Origin of the sequence: Metasolibacillus sp. FSL H7-0170 (assembly GCF_038593115.1) — a bacterium.
GTDB classification, from domain to species: Bacteria; Bacillota; Bacilli; order Bacillales_A; family Planococcaceae; genus Metasolibacillus; species Metasolibacillus fluoroglycofenilyticus.
In genome coordinates this window covers 1,965,042-1,983,024 of sequence record NZ_CP151964.1, presented here as the reverse complement: position 1 = coordinate 1,983,024, position 17,983 = coordinate 1,965,042, and the positions used below count along the sequence as shown (strand labels likewise).

Annotated in this window: 18 protein-coding genes; 8 read left to right on the top strand and 10 right to left on the bottom strand. The window is 39.4% G+C overall.

Annotated features, from left to right (window positions below; genetic code table 11):
* Positions 1–124: 124 nt before the first annotated feature.
* Positions 125–1,072, top strand: a complete 948-nt coding sequence (locus tag MHH70_RS09190; RefSeq protein WP_342473180.1) for a nuclease-related domain-containing protein — start codon at positions 125–127, stop codon at positions 1,070–1,072.
* 131 nt (positions 1,073–1,203) lie between these two features.
* Positions 1,204–2,558, top strand: a protein-coding gene (locus MHH70_RS09185) for an IS3 family transposase (protein ID WP_342471335.1) whose coding sequence is annotated in 2 segments (ribosomal slippage) — positions 1,204–1,657 and positions 1,657–2,558 — 1,356 coding nt in all. Because the reading frame shifts where the segments join, the coding sequence is not laid out codon by codon here.
* Positions 2,559–2,617: 59 nt separating this feature from the next.
* Here the strand turns inward: MHH70_RS09185 and ilvA are convergent.
* The 5 genes from ilvA to thiD all read right to left on the bottom strand — a co-directional run bounded on the left by ilvA (position 2,618) and on the right by thiD (position 7,834).
* Positions 2,618–3,883, bottom strand: coding sequence for a threonine ammonia-lyase IlvA (gene ilvA / locus MHH70_RS09180; RefSeq protein WP_342471334.1), 1,266 nt, complete (start codon positions 3,881–3,883; stop codon positions 2,618–2,620).
* A gap of 265 nt (positions 3,884–4,148) precedes the next feature.
* Positions 4,149–5,501 (bottom strand): YjiH family protein, encoded by a 1,353-nt coding sequence (locus MHH70_RS09175; RefSeq protein ID WP_342471333.1) that lies wholly within the window; start codon positions 5,499–5,501, stop codon positions 4,149–4,151.
* A gap of 191 nt (positions 5,502–5,692) precedes the next feature.
* Positions 5,693–6,403 (bottom strand): bacillithiol biosynthesis deacetylase BshB2, encoded by a 711-nt coding sequence (gene bshB2, locus MHH70_RS09170; protein ID WP_342471332.1) that lies wholly within the window; start codon positions 6,401–6,403, stop codon positions 5,693–5,695.
* 12 nt (positions 6,404–6,415) lie between these two features.
* Positions 6,416–6,766 carry a YojF family protein gene (locus tag MHH70_RS09165; RefSeq protein WP_066168103.1) on the bottom strand — a complete coding sequence of 117 codons (351 nt, stop codon included), beginning with the start codon at positions 6,764–6,766 and terminating at the stop codon, positions 6,416–6,418.
* 237 nt (positions 6,767–7,003) lie between these two features.
* Positions 7,004–7,834, bottom strand: a complete 831-nt coding sequence (thiD, locus tag MHH70_RS09160) for a bifunctional hydroxymethylpyrimidine kinase/phosphomethylpyrimidine kinase (protein ID WP_066168106.1) — start codon at positions 7,832–7,834, stop codon at positions 7,004–7,006.
* Between the two features lie 139 nt (positions 7,835–7,973).
* On the opposite strand from thiD, the gene MHH70_RS09155 reads away from it, so the two are divergent.
* The 5 genes from MHH70_RS09155 (at position 7,974) to MHH70_RS09135 (ending at position 11,435) form a co-directional block, all read left to right on the top strand.
* Positions 7,974–8,651 carry a uracil-DNA glycosylase gene (locus tag MHH70_RS09155; protein WP_066168109.1) on the top strand — a complete coding sequence of 226 codons (678 nt, stop codon included), beginning with the start codon at positions 7,974–7,976 and terminating at the stop codon, positions 8,649–8,651.
* A gap of 18 nt (positions 8,652–8,669) precedes the next feature.
* Positions 8,670–8,843, top strand: a complete 174-nt coding sequence (locus MHH70_RS09150) for a uracil-DNA glycosylase (protein WP_066168112.1) — start codon at positions 8,670–8,672, stop codon at positions 8,841–8,843.
* Entirely contained in the window at positions 8,840–9,085 is a 246-nt protein-coding gene (locus MHH70_RS09145) for a YwdI family protein (RefSeq protein WP_066168114.1), read from the top strand. The genes MHH70_RS09150 and MHH70_RS09145 overlap by 4 nt, the downstream gene beginning before the upstream one ends.
* A 25-nt stretch (positions 9,086–9,110) precedes the next feature.
* A complete protein-coding gene (locus MHH70_RS09140) occupies positions 9,111–9,488 on the top strand; it encodes a DUF423 domain-containing protein (RefSeq protein WP_066168119.1) in 378 nt (125 codons plus the stop codon).
* Positions 9,489–9,749: 261 nt separating this feature from the next.
* Positions 9,750–11,435, top strand: a complete 1,686-nt coding sequence (locus tag MHH70_RS09135) for a HAMP domain-containing methyl-accepting chemotaxis protein (protein ID WP_342471331.1) — start codon at positions 9,750–9,752, stop codon at positions 11,433–11,435.
* A 342-nt stretch (positions 11,436–11,777) separates the two neighbouring features.
* On the opposite strand, the gene gerQ is transcribed toward MHH70_RS09135, so the two are convergent.
* The 4 genes from gerQ to MHH70_RS09115 all read right to left on the bottom strand — a co-directional run bounded on the left by gerQ (position 11,778) and on the right by MHH70_RS09115 (position 15,937).
* Positions 11,778–12,053, bottom strand: a complete 276-nt coding sequence (gene gerQ, locus MHH70_RS09130; protein ID WP_066168444.1) for a spore coat protein GerQ — start codon at positions 12,051–12,053, stop codon at positions 11,778–11,780.
* A gap of 41 nt (positions 12,054–12,094) precedes the next feature.
* The gene (locus MHH70_RS09125) at positions 12,095–12,463 is read right to left on the bottom strand and encodes a cell wall hydrolase (RefSeq protein WP_153061585.1); all 369 of its coding nucleotides are present in this window, start codon (positions 12,461–12,463) and stop codon (positions 12,095–12,097) included.
* 614 nt (positions 12,464–13,077) lie between these two features.
* Positions 13,078–14,871, bottom strand: a complete 1,794-nt coding sequence (locus MHH70_RS09120) for a VWA-like domain-containing protein (RefSeq protein ID WP_342471330.1) — start codon at positions 14,869–14,871, stop codon at positions 13,078–13,080.
* Position 14,872: 1 nt separating this feature from the next.
* Positions 14,873–15,937: an AAA family ATPase gene (locus tag MHH70_RS09115; RefSeq protein WP_107942008.1), complete on the bottom strand. Its 1,065-nt coding sequence runs from the start codon at positions 15,935–15,937 to the stop codon at positions 14,873–14,875.
* Between the two features lie 639 nt (positions 15,938–16,576).
* Between MHH70_RS09115 and MHH70_RS09110 the strand changes: the two genes are divergently transcribed.
* On the top strand, positions 16,577–16,747 hold the full coding sequence (locus MHH70_RS09110; RefSeq protein ID WP_161485096.1) for a hypothetical protein: 171 nt from the start codon (positions 16,577–16,579) through the stop codon (positions 16,745–16,747).
* Between the two features lie 422 nt (positions 16,748–17,169).
* Here the strand turns inward: MHH70_RS09110 and hemQ are convergent, their stop codons facing one another.
* Positions 17,170–17,919 carry a hydrogen peroxide-dependent heme synthase gene (hemQ, locus tag MHH70_RS09105; protein ID WP_066168134.1) on the bottom strand — a complete coding sequence of 250 codons (750 nt, stop codon included), beginning with the start codon at positions 17,917–17,919 and terminating at the stop codon, positions 17,170–17,172.
* Between the last annotated feature and the right edge of the window lie 64 nt (positions 17,920–17,983).

Sequence of the window (17,983 nt, the reverse complement as noted above, 5' to 3'; positions counted from 1 at the left end):
GGAAAAGCGCAGGAAAATAATGATTCCCTGCGCTTTTTAACCTCCAATATTTTTAAAATAAAAAGAAATTTCCTGGGGAATATTATATAATATTGTCTAAAAAGGAGGGATGCTAGTGATTGTAATGGCAAGGAATATGCCAGATTATCTGCTTTATTTAGAAACCTTGCTTCAAAGAAATAGTCAGGATACAAGCTTGTATGAATTGTACCAAAGAACGAAGGTCGGCTACTTGGGGGAAAGTAGAGTAGACCGAGAATGGGCGGATATTTTTTTAGAGCAGAAGCATTATCTTTTTCATGATTATCAAATAACGAACCTAGCAAATTTCACACATCAGATTGACACCATTTTTATTTGCCAATCCTTTGTGCTGCTTCTTGAAGTAAAGCATATCATGGGGCGGTTGGATTTTGAATCACGAACACATCAATTTATCCGCACTAAAAGTGATGGCACCCAGGACGTTTATCGCAATCCAATCGACCAAATTGAACGCCATCGACTTTTCATCGAAATACTTCTTCGTAAATGGGGGATTCGACTACCTGTAATACCCGCAATTATCATGACAAGCGCCTCATCTCATATCGGTATGACACCACCGCAATATTTAATTTTCCACGTGACAGGCTTACGCACAAAACTTCAGCAAATTTTCAAAAAGTATTCCCCAACGATAACGAGTGAACAACTAACGAGTTTAAAAGAATTATTGCTTGCAAACTATGAAAGAAAACCATTTAGCAGGCCAGCTATTCCGCCTGAAACAGTACTAGGTGCAATATGTCCGCATTGCCAGCCTACTGTCCGTTTACAGCATTGGCGCGGCAAAAGCTTTCAATGCCCTTACTGTACTAAACGTTTTGATGATGCGATTTTAACAGGGTTGCATGATTATAAAATATTATTTGGCGAAAGGCTGACAAATCGCACATTTCGGGAGTTTTTTGGTATTGCTGATGTGAAGGTGGCTGGCAATTTATTAGCTCAGCTTAATTTAGAGGGAATTGGAGAAAGAAAAAAGAGGGAATATATCATACCTGAAAGTGTAACATGGAATAAAGTCTAAAAAACATGGAATAAACCTCAAAAAACATGGAATAAATCTCGAAAAACATGGAATAAATCAAAAAATCCCCCGTACAGTGAACTGCTCCCCAATTGTTAGACACGTCTAACAATTGGAGGAGCAGTTTTTATATGGCTAAATATACATCAGAAGAAAAATTACAAGCAGTCCTACGCTACTTAGAAGGCAAAGAAAGTTCACATGAAATTGCTAAATCAATGGGAACAGATCACAAAGCAATTCTTAATTGGGCAAAACAATATGAGTATAACGGCGTAGAAACATTTATAAAACGATATACAAATTATTCGGCACAGTTTAAACTAGACGTACTAAACTATATGATTGAAAACGGTACGTCCTTACTTGAAACGGCAGCTATCTTTCATATAGCTACTCCTTCTACACTTCGTGTTTGGAAAAAACAATTTGAAACAAAAGGATTCGATGCCCTTCAATCAAAGAGAAAGGGGCGTCCATCCATGAAAAAAGAAACAAATAAACAGCCAAAACAAGCACCAGTAGAAGGCTCACCAGAAGCACTTCAAGCAGAAATCAATCGTCTACGTATGGAAAACGAGTATTTAAAAAAGTTGAACGCCTTAGTTCAAGCCAAGAAAAAATCACCAAAGAGGACAAAGTAAAAGTCATCTATGAATTAAGGCATAAATACTCGGTGAAGGCGCTTGTAGCGTTCGCAGAAATTCCACGTAGCACGTACTATGATTTAGTAAAGAAGATGAATCGTCCCGATCCAGATGCCGAGTTAAAGGCCAAAATTCAAGAAATCTATAAGGAACATGAAGGCCGTTATGGCTATCGTCGCATTCGTAATGAGCTAGCGTATCGTGGGCAAAAAGTGAATCATAAGAAAGTGCAACGCCTGATGAAAGCGCTAAGCTTAAAGTGCATCGTTCGTATGAAAAAATATAAGTCATATAAAGGGACAGTTGGTAAAATTGCGCCTAACATTTTAGATCGCCATTTTACAGCAAAAGCGCCTAATGAGAAATGGGTAACAGATATTACAGAGTTTAAGTTATTTGGTGAAAAGCTTTATTTATCGCCTGTTTTAGACTTATTTAATGGCGAAATTATTACGTATACAATTGGCTCTAGACCTACATATTCATTAGTTTCAGAGATGGTAGAAAAGGCTTTAGAGCGGTTGCCAGAAGAACATCAGCTCCTCCTGCATTCTGATCAAGGCTGGCATTATCAAATGAAACCATATCGCCACGCCCTTCAATCAAGAGGGATTGTGCAGAGTATGTCGCGTAAAGGCAACTGTTACGACAATTCTGTCATGGAGAATTTCTTTGGCATCATGAAGTCGGAATTTCTCTATTTAAAGGAATTTGAAAGTGTCGAGCATTTTAAAAAGGAACTTGAAAACTATATAAACTATTACAACACGAAACGTATGAAGGCAAAATTAAAAATGAGTCCGGTGCAGTACCGAACTCATTTTACCCAAGCTGCCTAAACGAAATAACCGTGTCTAACTTTTAGGGGTCACTTCACAGCAAGGGGATTTTCTTGTTCCTACACTAACAACGCAAACAATGTGCTATCTTTATTTACTTCTTTATATTCGAAGCCGTTTTCCCGCATTCGTTCTAGCAAGCCTTGATAATCGTCACGCTGTGTGACCTCGATGCCTACGAGCGCGGGGCCGCTTTCTTTGTTGTTTTTCTTGGTGTACTCAAATGTTGTAATATCGTCATTTGGACCGAGTACGGATGTTAAGAATTGGCGCAGTGCACCTGAGCGCTGAGGGAAGCTGACGATAAAGTAGTAAAGTAAGCCCTCGTAAATAAGTGAACGCTCTTTAATTTCCTGCATGCGTCCGATATCGTTATTGCCGCCGCTAATAATGATGACAACCGATTTTCCTTTGATGTCCTCCGCGTAAAAATCTAGTGCTGCAACAGAAAGGGCGCCAGCCGGCTCAGCAACAATAGCGTGTTTATTATATAAATCTAAAATGGTTGTACATACTTTACCTTCTGGCACAAGAACGATATCGTCTAAATATTTGCGGCATGTATTATATGTTTCTGTGCCTACGCATTGGACGGCAGCACCATCGACGAATTTGTCGATTGTCTCGAGCGCAGTAGGGGCATCATTAGCAAACGCCGCCTTCATACTGCTAGCACCAGCTGGCTCAGCGCCGATAATTTTGCTAGAAGGAGAAAGGTTTTTCACATATGTTGAAACACCAGCCATCAGACCACCACCGCCAATGCTACCAAAAATATAATCGATTGGCTCTTCAATATCATTCATAATCTCGACAGCGACTGTACCTTGTCCAGCAATTACATCGAAATCATCAAAAGGATGGATGAAGATTTTCTCGTGCTCCTCGCAATAGGCTAAAGCACTTTTTGCTGAGTCGTCAAATGTATCACCAGCAAGCACAATTTCTGCATAGTTACGACCAAACATACGAACTTGGTCAATTTTTTGCTTTGGTGTTGTTTTTGGCATGAAAATAGTTGCTTGTATTTGTAAATGAGCGCACGCATAGGCAACACCTTGTGCATGATTGCCTGCACTTGCGCAAACAACCCCAACCTCACGCGCCTGAGCTTCAATTTGCTTTATTTTATAGTATGCTCCTCGTAATTTGAACGAACGAACATGCTGTAAATCTTCACGCTTTAAATAAATATTTGCCTCATATTTCTCCGATAAATAGTCATTTTTTTGAAGCGGGGTATGTGCAACGACATCCTTTAAAAAATGATGGGCAATTAAAATATTTTCAACAGCGACCGCTTTTGATTGTGCAACTTCTTCCATATATAGTAACCTCCATAATTGTTTACACCTCAGCTTATTGTTTATCTGAGGCTTTATCTAAATCCAGATAAAATATTCATTAATTCTAACATAAAATAATGACGAAATGTTGAAAATATTTAGTAAATTCAAGTGTTTACAAAATGTTCACAATGAAAGCGCATACGTTTCAAAAAAATAGAAAAAGACCGTCTGAAAAGTTATTTTGAGACGGTCCTTTGAGATGAGGGGAGTACGAAATGAAGCTGGATACCCCTTTTTTAATTTAGAAAATCCAGTGTGCAATTACCGCAACAATTGGAATTGAAATGATTGTACGAATTAAGAAAATAATAAATAAATCCCAAAGCTTTAATGGTAATCTCGTTCCTAAAATTAACCCACCTACCTCAGATAAGTAAATTAATTGAGTGACAGAAACGGTTGCAATGAAGAAACGAGTCATATCAGATTCGATGCCTGAGCCTAGCACAGCTGGTAATAGCATATCAGCAAAGCCAACAATCATTGTTTGTGCTGCTTCGCCAGCTTCAGGAATTTGTAAAAGTGCCAAAATCGGTTCGAATGGCATACCTAAAATACGGAAAAAGCTTGTAAACTCAGCTAATACTAAAGCGATTGTAGCGAATGCCATAATAATTGGTGTAATAGCCAACCACATCTCTAAGACGTTTTTAGAGCCAGATGCGAAAATTTTACCAAGATTTTTATTTTCCTCAGCTTTTTCTAATGCATTTTTCAAACCGTATGAAAAGACGTTAAAGCCTTCCTCCACTTTTTCACGTTCTCCTACAGGTGTTTTACCATTATAAAACTTGTCAGGCTTTTTACTTAATGGATAAATGCGTGGCATAATAACCGCTAAAACAATTGTAGCGAAAATGACTGTGCCGTAAAATTGCAGGAAGTATTGTTCAATGCGAATTGTTTCCACAACTACTAAACAGAAGGTAATAGATACAACTGAAAATGTTGTAGCAATGGTTGCTGCTTCACGTGCAGTATAATTGTTTTCCTCATATTGACGATTCGTTAGTAAAACGCCAATTGTGCCATCACCAACGAAGGAAGCAAGGCAGTCAATAGCAGCACGTCCTGGAATTTTAAATAATGGGCGCATCACTTTGACCATCATCGAGCCAAAGAAATCAAGTAAGCCGAAATCTGTTAATAGCGGTAGTAATAAACCTGCAAAGAAAAATAGGACAAACATGTATGTCACAAGACCACCAGCAGGGTCAAGTAAAATACCTGCTGTATCGTCGCTATTAACTTGTTCAAGTCCAAAATCGAATAAATACATTGCGGCAAACACAACGGCTAGTACACGTACAATTGTCCAAAACCAATTAACACGGAATAGTGAATCAAGTAGTGTATATGGGCCATTCTTTTTAGGAAAGGCTTTAATAATGAGTGCCCCTGCTGCTGCAATAATAAATACTGCGAGTGCGAACCAATGAATAAACGGCTCTACAATGCTAGCAAGATAGTTAGCAAGTACAGCTATAGGCACTTTAATACCGCTCTCTGTACCTACAGGAACGATAAATAAAAAAACACCTAAGCTAGATAATGCAATGAACAGAAACCAAATATAAAACGAATGCTTTTTCATAAACTTAATTAAACTCCTTTTTTAATACCTGTATAATTATAAGTACATTAAACGAAAAAATCTACTCCTATTTTAACTTTATACTAAAATAATTTATAAAAATACATTTAAGCGTTCTTAAAAATAAAATAGCTGCTAGGAACAATTTTCCTAACAGCTATAAATTCAAATTGACTTTTCTAATATAACTCTTAATAAGCTACTCGTTGAATTGGTGTATTAAGCTCATCTGATTGTCGAACGACATAAAATTTCTCTATATTTAACCAGCTTTCACTCATTGGCTGCCCTTCATCTATACGTTTCGCTGTTTCTGCCATCATCCAAGCAGTTTGTGATGCATGTGCTTGCAATGCCTTCACTTTATAGTCTTTAACATTCTCGATATTCACTGTAATATGTGGCTCACCAAGCTCTTCTAAAGTATTGTTCGCAAAGGCGCAGCCAAGTAGACGGGGACGTGTCGCCTTATCGATGCGACGTACAGCCTCTTTTACAGCTCGTGCTGTGGCTTCGTGATCAGGATGTACAGCATAGCGAGGATAGAATGAATAAATAACAGATGGGTTTAATTCTTCAATTAGTGATGTGACAAGCTGTACCATCTTTTCATCATCTTCAAATTCAAGTGTTTTATCGCGTAAGCCCATCATGCGTAAATCGGGAATAGCCATTGCCTCACATGCAGCAATTAGCTCTTGACGGCGAATATCAGGTAAAGATTCTCGCGTTGCAAATGGTGGATTGCCTAAATTACGTCCCATTTCGCCAAGCGTTAGGCAGGCATACGTAACAGGTACACCCATTTGATGATAGAGTCTCGCGACACCTGCGACAGAAAAGGCCTCATCGTCAGGATGAGGGAAAATAATTAATACATGGCGCTCTGAAGGTAATGTCATTTCTTTCACTCCTTAATAAGAAAATGGTGTTTCACTAATTTGCAAGGCAATGGCTAATTTACCTGTATAATCTAAACCAGCCATTAATAAGCGTCCATGCTCGTCTAGCTCATAGTGCGTAATTCCTTGTGCATATACCCAGCCATGCTCCATTTTTAAGCCGACACGATGCGGTGTGTCGCTGACAATTTTGCCGAGCTCGTAGCGAATTTTCGCATTGCGAATAAAAGCACCAGCGTTAAAAACATTAGCGTCAAAATGGCTTGCATAAGCCCCATTTGTCGTTTCTAAATGAATATAAACATCTTTATTAGCAAAAGAGTTAAGCAATTCCTGAAGTGTTTCGATATGTACCTCTTTCATTTATCGGAACTCCTTTCTAAACTATCTAAATGATAGTATAGTAGAATTTTTTTCAGAATGAAAAGAAGATGTCTCACAAATAGCGATTATTTAAAATAAAAATGAATTGGGAGGCAAGTTATAACCATTAGGAAAGACAATAATCAACGCAAAAATAGTTTAAAGAAGCGATTCATCCAATTCAATCTTCTTGGCAAAAAAGGAACTAGTTGTCGCAAACAACTAGCTCCTCTTACTTTAAATCGTCGTAACAGTAACTTCCGGTGCACCGAAGCGTGATTTTGCGCCGTGCATTACAGGACCAACATATTCATTTAATGCCCAGCCATGTGCGATAGCAGCTGAAACAAATTCTTTTGCTTCGATAACAGCCTCCTCTACAGAAAATCCATTCGCTAAGTTTGCACAGACGCTTGCAGCGAATGTACAGCCTGCCCCGTGATTATAAGTAGATGCTACTTTTTCAGAGGCTAGCAGCTTGTATGAAGTGCCGTCATAGAATAAATCAACAGCTTTATCTGAAGCTAATGCTTTACCCCCTTTAATAACAACATTTTTAGCGCCAAGTGCATGAATTTTTGCTGCGGCTGTTTTCATTTCCTCGATTGTTTTTGGTGTGCCTGTACCAGCAAGCTGCCCCGCTTCAAAAAGATTTGGCGTTATAACGGTTGCGTATGGAAGTAAGTAGTCAATCATGGCTGTTGTGTTGCCAGGGTTTAATACCTCATCTTCGCCTTTGCATACCATAACAGGGTCGATGACAACGATGTCTGTGCCAGACTTTTGAATGGCTGTGCTTGCTATTTTAATAATTTCCTCGGTTGAAAGCATTCCTGTTTTAATGGCATCTACTTTTGTTGATAATGCTGTATCGATTTGCTGTTGTAATAGCTCTGTTGGCAATGGCGTCACTTGATGATGCCAACCATTTGGATCCATCGTTACGATAACCGTTAAAGCGACCATCCCATATGTGCCGTGCTCCTGAAATGCTTTTAAATCCGCCTGCATACCAGCACCGGCAGAAGTATCAGAGCCAGCAATTGTTAATGTCTTTTTTAATGTCATAATTAAGTACTCCTTCTAAAATTATTTACATACAACTATACATTTATTCTGACTTTATAAAAATAGTCAGAAATAGTTTTTTCTTTGGTGTCAGTTGCTAAAGAATATTGTAGTATACTAATAAATAGAGGTGAGTTTGATGGCAAAGCAAGTATTTAACAACGATTGGCAGCAAGTAATCGGTGATGAATTAGATAAGCCATATTTTAATGAGCTGCGTTCATTTATTGCAAAAGAATATAGTACAGGGATAGTTTATCCGAAGCAGGAGGATGTGATGAATGCCTTCCATGCAACGAGCTATCAAGATGTGAAGGTAGTCATTTTAGGGCAAGATCCATATCATGGACCTAATCAAGCGCATGGCATGAGCTTCTCGGTTCAGCCGGGTATTCCACAGCCACCAAGCCTTCGCAATATGTTACAAGAGCTACAGGACGATTTAGGTTATCAAATGCCGAATCATGGGTACTTAATGAAGTGGGCACAGCAAGGTGTACTATTGCTAAACACAGTGTTAACTGTGCGTGCTGGACAAGCCCATTCGCATAAAGATAAAGGCTGGGAGCAATTTACAGATGCAGTTATTCAAAAGCTAGCAGAGCGTGGAGAGCCAATTATTTTTATTTTATGGGGAAGACCTGCACAAGCAAAAACATCTATTATTAAGCGTAGTAAAACACCGCATATTATATTACAGGCCCCGCATCCAAGCCCATTGAGTGCATATCGAGGTTTTTTTGGCAGCAAGCCCTATTCTAAAGTGAATGCACAGCTAATTGCATGGGGTAAAGAGCCAATTGATTGGAGCTTATAAGCATAAAGGAGGGAAATCATGACAGTGAACTGTTTTAAATGTCGCTATTTTCGTGTCACATGGGAGCCTGCAAATCCCAGAGCTTGTACGGCATATGGCTTTAAAACAAAACAAATTCCTTCAGCTGTTGTGAGGCGATCTTCTGGAATGGACTGTTTAAAATATACACCGAAGCAGGAGGACAAGCGATGATATCATATGATGTGTTATTGAAGCAATTAGAGCAACATGTCATGCAAGCAAAAAATGCAGCAACTGAACAGGAAATGCGCGAGCAATTAACAGCGGTACGCGCGCTATGTGAAGTCGTATTGACTTCAGATGGCAAGCCACAAATGCCAGCACAAATAGCAATGGGGACACCGCAATTGCCTACGCAGTCAACTCCATTGCGTGAAAACGATGCAAATGGTCATTCTATTTTTGATTTTTAGTAATTTACGAGAGGATGTTATTTGAATGAAAGGTTCTATTATTTCAGGTGCAATTCATGGCTTTTTAGCTGTTGCACTCGGTGCGTTTGGAGCGCATGCCTTAGAAGATATACTAGACGATTATAGCACTGGCATTTGGGATACAGCAGTGCAATACCAAATGTTCCACGCTGGAGCATTGATTCTCATTGGCATTTTAATGAGCGCTAAAATATTCGGTGAAATAAAGCAATTAAAAATTGCAATGATTTGCTTGAATTTAGGCATTGTCTTCTTCTCAGGCAGTTTATTCATTTTAGCATTAACAGGCATCGGTGTTTTAGGTGCGGTTACACCAATTGGTGGCGTCTTATTTTTAACGTCATGGGTGCTAATTATTGTCGCAACATTAAAAAAAGCGTAATGTAAAAAGCTGTTCAAAAAGATTTCATTTTTGAACGGCTTTTTCGATTTACAATCTATTAAAATTTTCGGAAAAAGATGTTATATTCAAAAAAGAGGAATTGCAAATATATTTTTTCTTTAAAAGTAGTGAAAATAAATACTACTTTATTTTTTTAAGTAAGTAATGTAATTTAAAGGAAAATAAATTGATTTTAAGATTTTTTTGCAATGAAAAAGATTTTCTAAAACGTGCAGTTAAAATTTAATGGAGGAATTAATTATGAGCATAGGAAAAAAGTTAAATTTAGTATTTCTACTTATTATCGTATTGTTAATAGCTTCTACTGGTCTTGGTTATTTGAATTTAGTAAATATTGAAAAGAAGGTAGATGAAGCGTTAGATGTACGGGTTGCAACGGTGCGTTCAATTGACCAAATCAAGCTTGCTGGTGCATCTCAGGGCTTGTTTGCACGAGCACTTGTAATTGAGTATACACAAGCAAATGATGATAATTTTGTGCGTTTTAATACATTGCTAAATGAAGAAATGGAGCGTTTAGAGGGACTGATTATTAGCGAGCAAATGCGCGGCTACTATACAGATTTAGCAGCATCCGTAGAGTCGTTTAATGGCGTTGCAGAGCAGTATTTAGCGGCTATTCGTAAGGGAGATAAAAACCTTGCAATCGGTTTAGTTATTAACGATTTGCAGCAAACTAATAAAGACATTACTGCATTTTCTGATAGCATATTGACTTATCAGGAAGAGGAGCTAAAAAAAGCTGTTGATGCATCGGATGTAGCAATGAATATGTCAAAAATAATATCGATTATTGTGTTAGTCGTTATTATTATTGTGAGCATTATTGCAATTCTTTACATTCGTCGAGCGATTACATTACCTTTAGTTCGTATTACGAAATCAACGAATGTTGTCGCATCGGGTGATTTGACAGAGCCTGATTTACAGATGCAGACAAAGGATGAAATCGGTCAGCTAGCTAACGCATTTAATACGATGAAAAATAGTTTGAAAAGCTTACTTGGCAATGTTCAATCAAATACAGACCAATTAAGTGCAGCAGCAGAGGAGTTATCAGCAAGCACCGAGCAAATAACAGCTACTTCGGCTGATGTAACACGTCGTGTATCGAGTACATCAGAGAGTGCGCAAGGCGCTGCAAATGCAGCAAATGAAAGTGCGCGTGCAATGGATGAAACAGCGGTTGGTGTACAACGAATTGCTGAATTTGCGCAAGACTTGCATTCAAGCTCAGAAAATGCTCGCATAACAGCTACTAACGGCGGCTCTATTGTTCAGCATGCGAAGGAGCAAATTGAAACGATTAATCATTCGACAATTCAAGTAAATGAGCTAGTCCAAAAATTAGCACAGCAAACAGAAGAAATTAGCGATATGACAAAGGTGATTACGGATATTACAGAGCAAACGAATTTATTGGCACTCAATGCGGCAATTGAAGCTGCGCGTGCGGGTGAACATGGAAAGGGCTTTGCTGTTGTTGCTGATGAAGTACGTAAGCTTGCTGAGCAATCGAAAAATTCAGCGAATAAAATTGTCGTATTAACAGCAGAAATTCAAACGGATACAGCAAGTGTAGAAGGGGCTGTTAACGAATCCTTACTATCCGTAAAGGATGGTGTGCGTATTGTCGGGGAAGCGGGGGAGGCATTCCAAGCAATCGGCTCAGCAATTATGGAAATGACAACACAAATCGAGGAAATTTCAGCAACATCTCAGCAACTCTCAGCAAGCGCGGAGCAAGTATCGGCATCCGTTAACAGTATCGCAAATGGTGCAACAGAATCTGCTACTGACATTGAAATGGTTGCGGCGGCAATGCAGCAACAATCTGCGACAATGGGGCAAGTAAGCGATGTTGCTATTAGCTTGAGTGAAAATGCCCAGGAGCTGCAACTAGAAATACAAAAGTTCCGTTTATAACGAAGCACTTGCAATCAATTACGCTTCGCCGTAGTTGCGTCGGGATTTTGAATTGCGCTTGCGCAATTCAAAGTCCTTGACATCTGCCGCAGGCTTTAGGACAATACGATGTTCTTAGACTGAATTCCTCTTTAACAGCGGGTATTACAGGATGTGACTGTTTTAGGTCAACTTTCACCAATTAGCTCGAAAAAATCTGGACTACAGCTCGCAGAGGCATAATTAATTCTTAGCTGAAGGCTGCTAAAAGCAGTGTTTATTACATGTCCAAAGAAAGTTTTCATGGAACGTGAATAAAACGTCTGAAATGCAGTGTTAATCGCTGCATTTCAGACGCTTTTCCTACGGTGTTTGCGAAAAATAAGCTAGTTCCTCATCGAATTCTGCATAATCAAAATAAATCATCGGAAAGAGGAAGCGGTGGTCCGTTTTCAAATCCCGTATAATGGCATGATCGCGTCCGGCTGCCTCCACAACCCCACGAACTGCTTTTGTATTTTGTCCATTTACAGCGTTATCGAATGAAAAATAGAACACACCTGGCTTCCCTCGATTCAATCTTAAAATGTTTTCAATATAAGATTCCTCTCGTCTAGGTGATGATGGCATTTGTTGCATTGGCGGTGTCCAGTAATAAGTCAAAAGAACATCCTTTCATTTTAAATAGTTTGACATTCACTTTCGGTTGGTGAGAAAAAGCAATGTGATTTAAAGCGACCTGAATTCCACTGACCATACCATTGGGCAGGGCAATCGCCACTTGGCATGAAAAACCATAGTGAACGCGTAGCAGGGTGGAATCTTTCCCCTCGAATCACACGTTCAGCGAGGCGAATATCCTGTTGTCTTGCTCGTTGATAAAAGTAACCTTTCGTCGTTGCCTCAAAGCCTCCGGGACTTTGAAAAACCATATCCTCTATCGTTCGGATATCAGGAAAATCTAGGCAATCAGCTCTCACACGATTAACACCGACATTGCCAACCATCAACATCCCTAATTCCCCGTCTCCCTCAGCCTCAGCCCGCATTAAACGGGCAAGTAAGGCTGTTTGTGCCGTAGTTGTTGGAACGACAGCGATACAATAAACCCCCTTTTGACACTAATGTATGCATCAACTAGTAAAAAATATGTAGAATCGCCTGTATTGCTAAGTAGAAAAGTGCACATGCTGAATGGAGTGGACTTGTCCGAAAAGTCCATTTTATTTTGACACAGCATTGAAATCAATGTTTTCATCGCTTCCCTTTTATTGAAGGAGTACGCTGCTAAAGCCAATGTTCCTCCCATTTTTAAAAGAGGTGTTTTCTGTTTATCGCGTATTAACAGGCTGTAATACCCCCACTTCAAAACAGCAGATAAAAACAAGATGTTTAAGTGGGGGATCAAACAGCCTGTAAAAACCCGAATGGTGAAACTACCAATCAGTGGGGGGCAAAGCCCCCACTGATTGAAGGTTCACTTTATATGAATCAACGTTTTGTGAAACATCATCGCTCCTGTCCAAAATGCCGGCTATGCACGGCTTTTTGGACAGCCACGTTTAATTTGATTCAGCAATTTCATATTGTATAAACACTGAATTTAAAATGAATAGGTAAAAGTTATATTTTCATTGCTTCAAAAATCTTTGACGCTCTCGACTTAGTCAATATAAAAAACTTCGCCTTTAGCAATGAAGGGTAAACGTCTCCCTTTCGGTAACACAAAAGCGTGAGGATTGCTAATTCTTAGTCGGTCTGTACCTCCGTCAGTAATAATAAGTATGGGCCCATCTTTAGGGAAGTCTTCAGCTTTCTGAATTAAATCAATCGCAGGCTGAAGAATTGTTCCACCACGTCCTTTAATTTTTACCGAACTCGCTATATCCTCCACACGCATATAGCCTACATCATAGGCTGCTGCATCACAAAATATCACGCGAACTGCTACTACTTCACGTGCAGTGCTGTAACTAGCGATTGTACCTAACGCCTTTGCTAGTAGCTTTTTGTCCATTGAGCCCGACGTGTCGAGTACGACTGCAAAAGTACGACTCTCTAGCTCATCTTCAGGAATTGAATAGCTTGGTCGAGGAATATGAGGCGTGCTTGCTTGTCTACGTGACAGTCTAGAAAAAGTACGTCTTTTTTCGATTGGCTGAAAATATTGATCAAACCATTTTGCTAGTTCTACATCCCAACGAATAGGTGGCATGCTGAGTGCTTGTATTTCCTCAATTAAACCTGCTGGAAGAAAGCCACGACCTTGTCCAATATGATATTCTAATCCTTGCGCTAAACAGTTTTTATAAAATTCCTCTAACGTTAATCCGTCTCGCATTTTCCAAAAATCTACTGTACCATCATCAATTAAATCTTTGCCTTCGCGGCCTCGAAATGTATAAAGCTTACGATAAACCCGTAAATTCGCCACAATCGTATCATAAATTGTTTCAGCGCTTAGCCCCTTTAACTCAGGGTCATATAGTGCACCAATCTCAGGCATTTCGCCGATATTCATGTCAACAAGCCAGCCATTGATTACATAATCACAGGCTACATTCCAATAATATGAATCTCGTCCTTGGCGACGCTCATGGTGACATAATCCAGCATGAAGTAGTTCATGAGCCATCACAAATCGTAGCTCCTGCATGGATAAATTTGCAGCAGGATTAATAAAAATCTCCTGATTTTTTACATCAATTGCGGCAATTGATATATCGAGGCTTTGACAAATACGTAGGTCATAAACAATGGTGAAGGTGGAGGCTAATGAACCGAGTAGGGGGAAGCTGCTAATAAACCAAGATTTCGCTTGCTCAGCAGCAGATTTTTCAGTATTTTTTCCACTAAAGCTTGTCGCCACACCACTCGCCACATCAACAGCACGACTAACAGCGTCCGCTATTCCTTCTGCCAGTAAGAATCCCCAATTTTTATAACCGAAATAGCCTTCATCCTCTAGAAATAAATCTTGCTCATTTTGTCCAGATGTTCCCCATCCTATATATTGCGGCTCCACATTCCCATGCGCTACGAAATGCTTATAAAGAGCATGTTCATCCTTCGAAAAATGGTCTGTTGGGGGTGTCATGCCATTCGGTGCGCGACCAATTTTCATATCGTATAAAAATCTTGCAATACTAACATCACAGGCGATATTCCAAAAAGCAGGATGCTCCATTTTTTTAAAATGCTCTAGACCTAAGTGCAACATACAATGAGCAAGTACATAAATCCATTCCTCCTTCGATAAGTTTTTCGTAGGATGGCAATAGATGTGACCGTTCTGCGTGACAAAGGCATAGCTCTGATTGGAAACATTATAGCCATGTTCACGATGAATATATGTACTATAGAACATTCTCGAAAACATTGGGTGCTCATCTAAATAAATCAGCGCCTCAGAAAAACTTTTATCACTAGCTGTTTGCTGCAATTTCTTCTTCGCCATATTATTTATCCTTTCGCTCCACAAGTCGCGGTAAGTCTCGAATAATTTCCGTCATAAACCATTTCGGCAAATTGGTCTCGTCCTCTTGTGTCATAACCACAAGCTGTGCCATTTCATGGCTAATCGTGGCTAAATCTTTAATAAGTGATTTTGCTTGATGTGCAAAATTCCGTTGTGCTGCAGTAATTTTATCGTTTGCAGCAGGGAGCTCTTTTACAATTTGCGCACGGAAGCTTTGGACGAGGAAATATAAAATATCACGGTCCTCGGGCTCACTTGGGAATTTCATTTCACCGGCTAAAATTCGATTTAAGTAGTACTTCGTATCAGTTTGCTTATAAAAGGCTTTAAATTGAATGGCGTGTTGTGGTGTAATACAACCCTCTGCTAAAATACCGATGATTTCGGGTGTTAGATTTTCATCGCCGTATTCATATAAAGCGTCACTGAGCATATGCCAGCTACGCGGTGTTGAAAATGGCTCCTCATGCTTAGGTGGCTGCTTCCATAAATGATCTGGTCGAACTTGTAAATATTCAATGACAATTGGGTGAATGCCAGCGTCCATAGCCCATTCAAGCCATTCTTTTTGAGAAACCTGTAGCTGTGTATGAAACATGCGATTAATAAGGGCGGAGCTCATTGTTTTAACAATGGCGCTATCTTGCGCACGGTTCCCTGCACCGATGACGATGGAACCTTCAGGCAGGGTATAGTTCCCGACACGTCTGTCATGAATTAAACTATAAAAAGATTTTTGAACTTCCTGTGAGCATGCATTCAGCTCATCTAAAAACAAGCAGTACGGCTCGTCTTTGGCAATCATTGTAGGCGGGCAGAACTCTGTTTTCCCGTTAATAATTTGTGGCACACCCATAATATCTTCTGGTGCAAGCTGACTTCCTAATAGTGAAACGCACGGCAACCCGACTTGCTTCGCAAACTCTTCAACAAGTGCTGACTTACCAATACCGGGTGCACCCCAAATAAATACGGGGCGTATGACAGCCACGTTTAATAAAATATCCATTAATTGCTTTTGTGTAACTTTTGCTCCTAAATTCATTTAAGAACTCCTTTTATATGAATTGTGATTTTTTATATATTGATAGTTGAGAATAACGAAAGAAGTTTTTCGCATAAGCCATTAAATTTATAGCAATTCAGTAATCGGCAGCTTATGTACGCTGTGGGTACGAAAAGTGTTAAATAATATAGTTCCTGTTTTTATATTGTACCCTGTGTAAATTAGAAAAAGCTTATAGAGGAAAATCTTTATATATGAAAATATTACCACTATTAAATTATAGCATTTTTTTAACTTCTTTCAGTACATGTTTCCTGTACCGATAGCGAGGCGACAGATATAGAAGTCCCTACCTTCTATAGGCGGTAAGCATTAGAACTATTTCACCAAGTGGCGGGACACCGATGAAATAGAGGGGCTCAGTCTAAGAACATCACATACTAAGATAATGGCGGGATGACCAATATCGTGTTTGCCAAGGCCCCGGCGAATGTCATAGATTTCTAAGGTAGACCTGCATAATGCACCACGTGACGGTTTTAGGTTGACTTCCACCAAACAGCTTGAAAAATCTGAACTAGTGCTAACACCTTTCTTTTCGCATTAATAAAAATAGTACAATGGCCTGTATTGCTTATGCAAAAAATGCATATGCTATGTGGGACAAGAGAAGAAGAGGTGATGAACATAAGTAGCCTATTTAGCATACTGTTCAGTGCCGTCTTAGCCTTTTTAATCGCGGCCTACTACGAACAACCACTCCATTGGTATTTATTCATTCTCATTGTTTGCATCGGCTTCTTTATTCAACTGGTTATCATTATTTTACGAGCACCAGATGAGCTATAACAACAAAATATAAGAACGGGGCTGTCCAAAGCCGTGCATAGCCGGCATTTTGGACAGTAGCGATGATGTTTCACAAAATGTTGATTCATATAAACAGAAAACGCTTCTTTTAAAAATGGGAGGAGCATTGGCTTTAGCGGTGTACTCCTTCAATAAAAGGGGAGCAATGAAAACCTTGATTTCAATGCTTTTTCAAAATAAAATGGACTTTTCGGACAACTCCGTCTTGCGTAGACAGTAAAAAATTAATTTCTGCTTATTTACTTTTATTCAGAAAAAACCCTATAGGCCCAGTGTTTCCTCTGTTTTTAAAGAATCCTCTTGTAATTCTACCCAAGTGAACTTTTTGAAGTAACACCAACGAAAGCGTCCAAAATGCCGGCAACTGCACGGCTTTTTGGACGCTCATCTCTTTACATTAATTATACAGTTAAAAGCTTTGCAAGCTTTTCTTTATCTAAAATGTTACCGACAAAGAAGGAGCCGAATTCACCGTAGCGTGCTGATACTTCGTCAAAGCGCATTTCGTACACAAGCTTCTTGAATTGTAAAACATCGTCAGAGAATAATGTTACACCCCACTCATGATCATCAAAACCGACAGAGCCTGTAATAATTTGTTTCACCTTACCAGCATAGCCACGACCAATCATGCCGTGTGAGCGCATTAATGCTTTACGCTCATCCATTGATAGCATATACCAGTTATCGTCGTTTTGGCGACGCTTATCCATTGGATAGAAACATACATATTGAGAACGTGGTAGCTCAGGATACAGGCGTGCACGAACATGTGGGTTTTGATAAGGGTCCTCATTTGATTCGCCTGCTAAATAGTTCGATAATTCTACAACGGATACGTAGGAATAGCTCGGAATTGTAAAGTCAGCAATCGCCAATTTATTGAATTCCGCCTCTAATTCCTGTAACTCATCCATCGTTTCACGCAATGTCATTAGCATGAAATCCGCTTTTTGCCCAACAATTGCATAAAAAGCATGTGCACCTGTTTTGGCAATATCCGCCTCATTTAATTTCTCTAAATAGGCGATAAACTCCTCAACTGCTGCAGTACGTTCCTCTACTGAAACAAGCTTCCAAGAGGCCCAATCAATTGAGCGGAAATCATGTAATGCATACCAGCCATCTAACGTAATCGCTGCTTCGTTCATTTATCAAACACTCCTTTTAATTGAAAATCATTCTCTATTAGTTTAGCACAACTTCCTCTATATA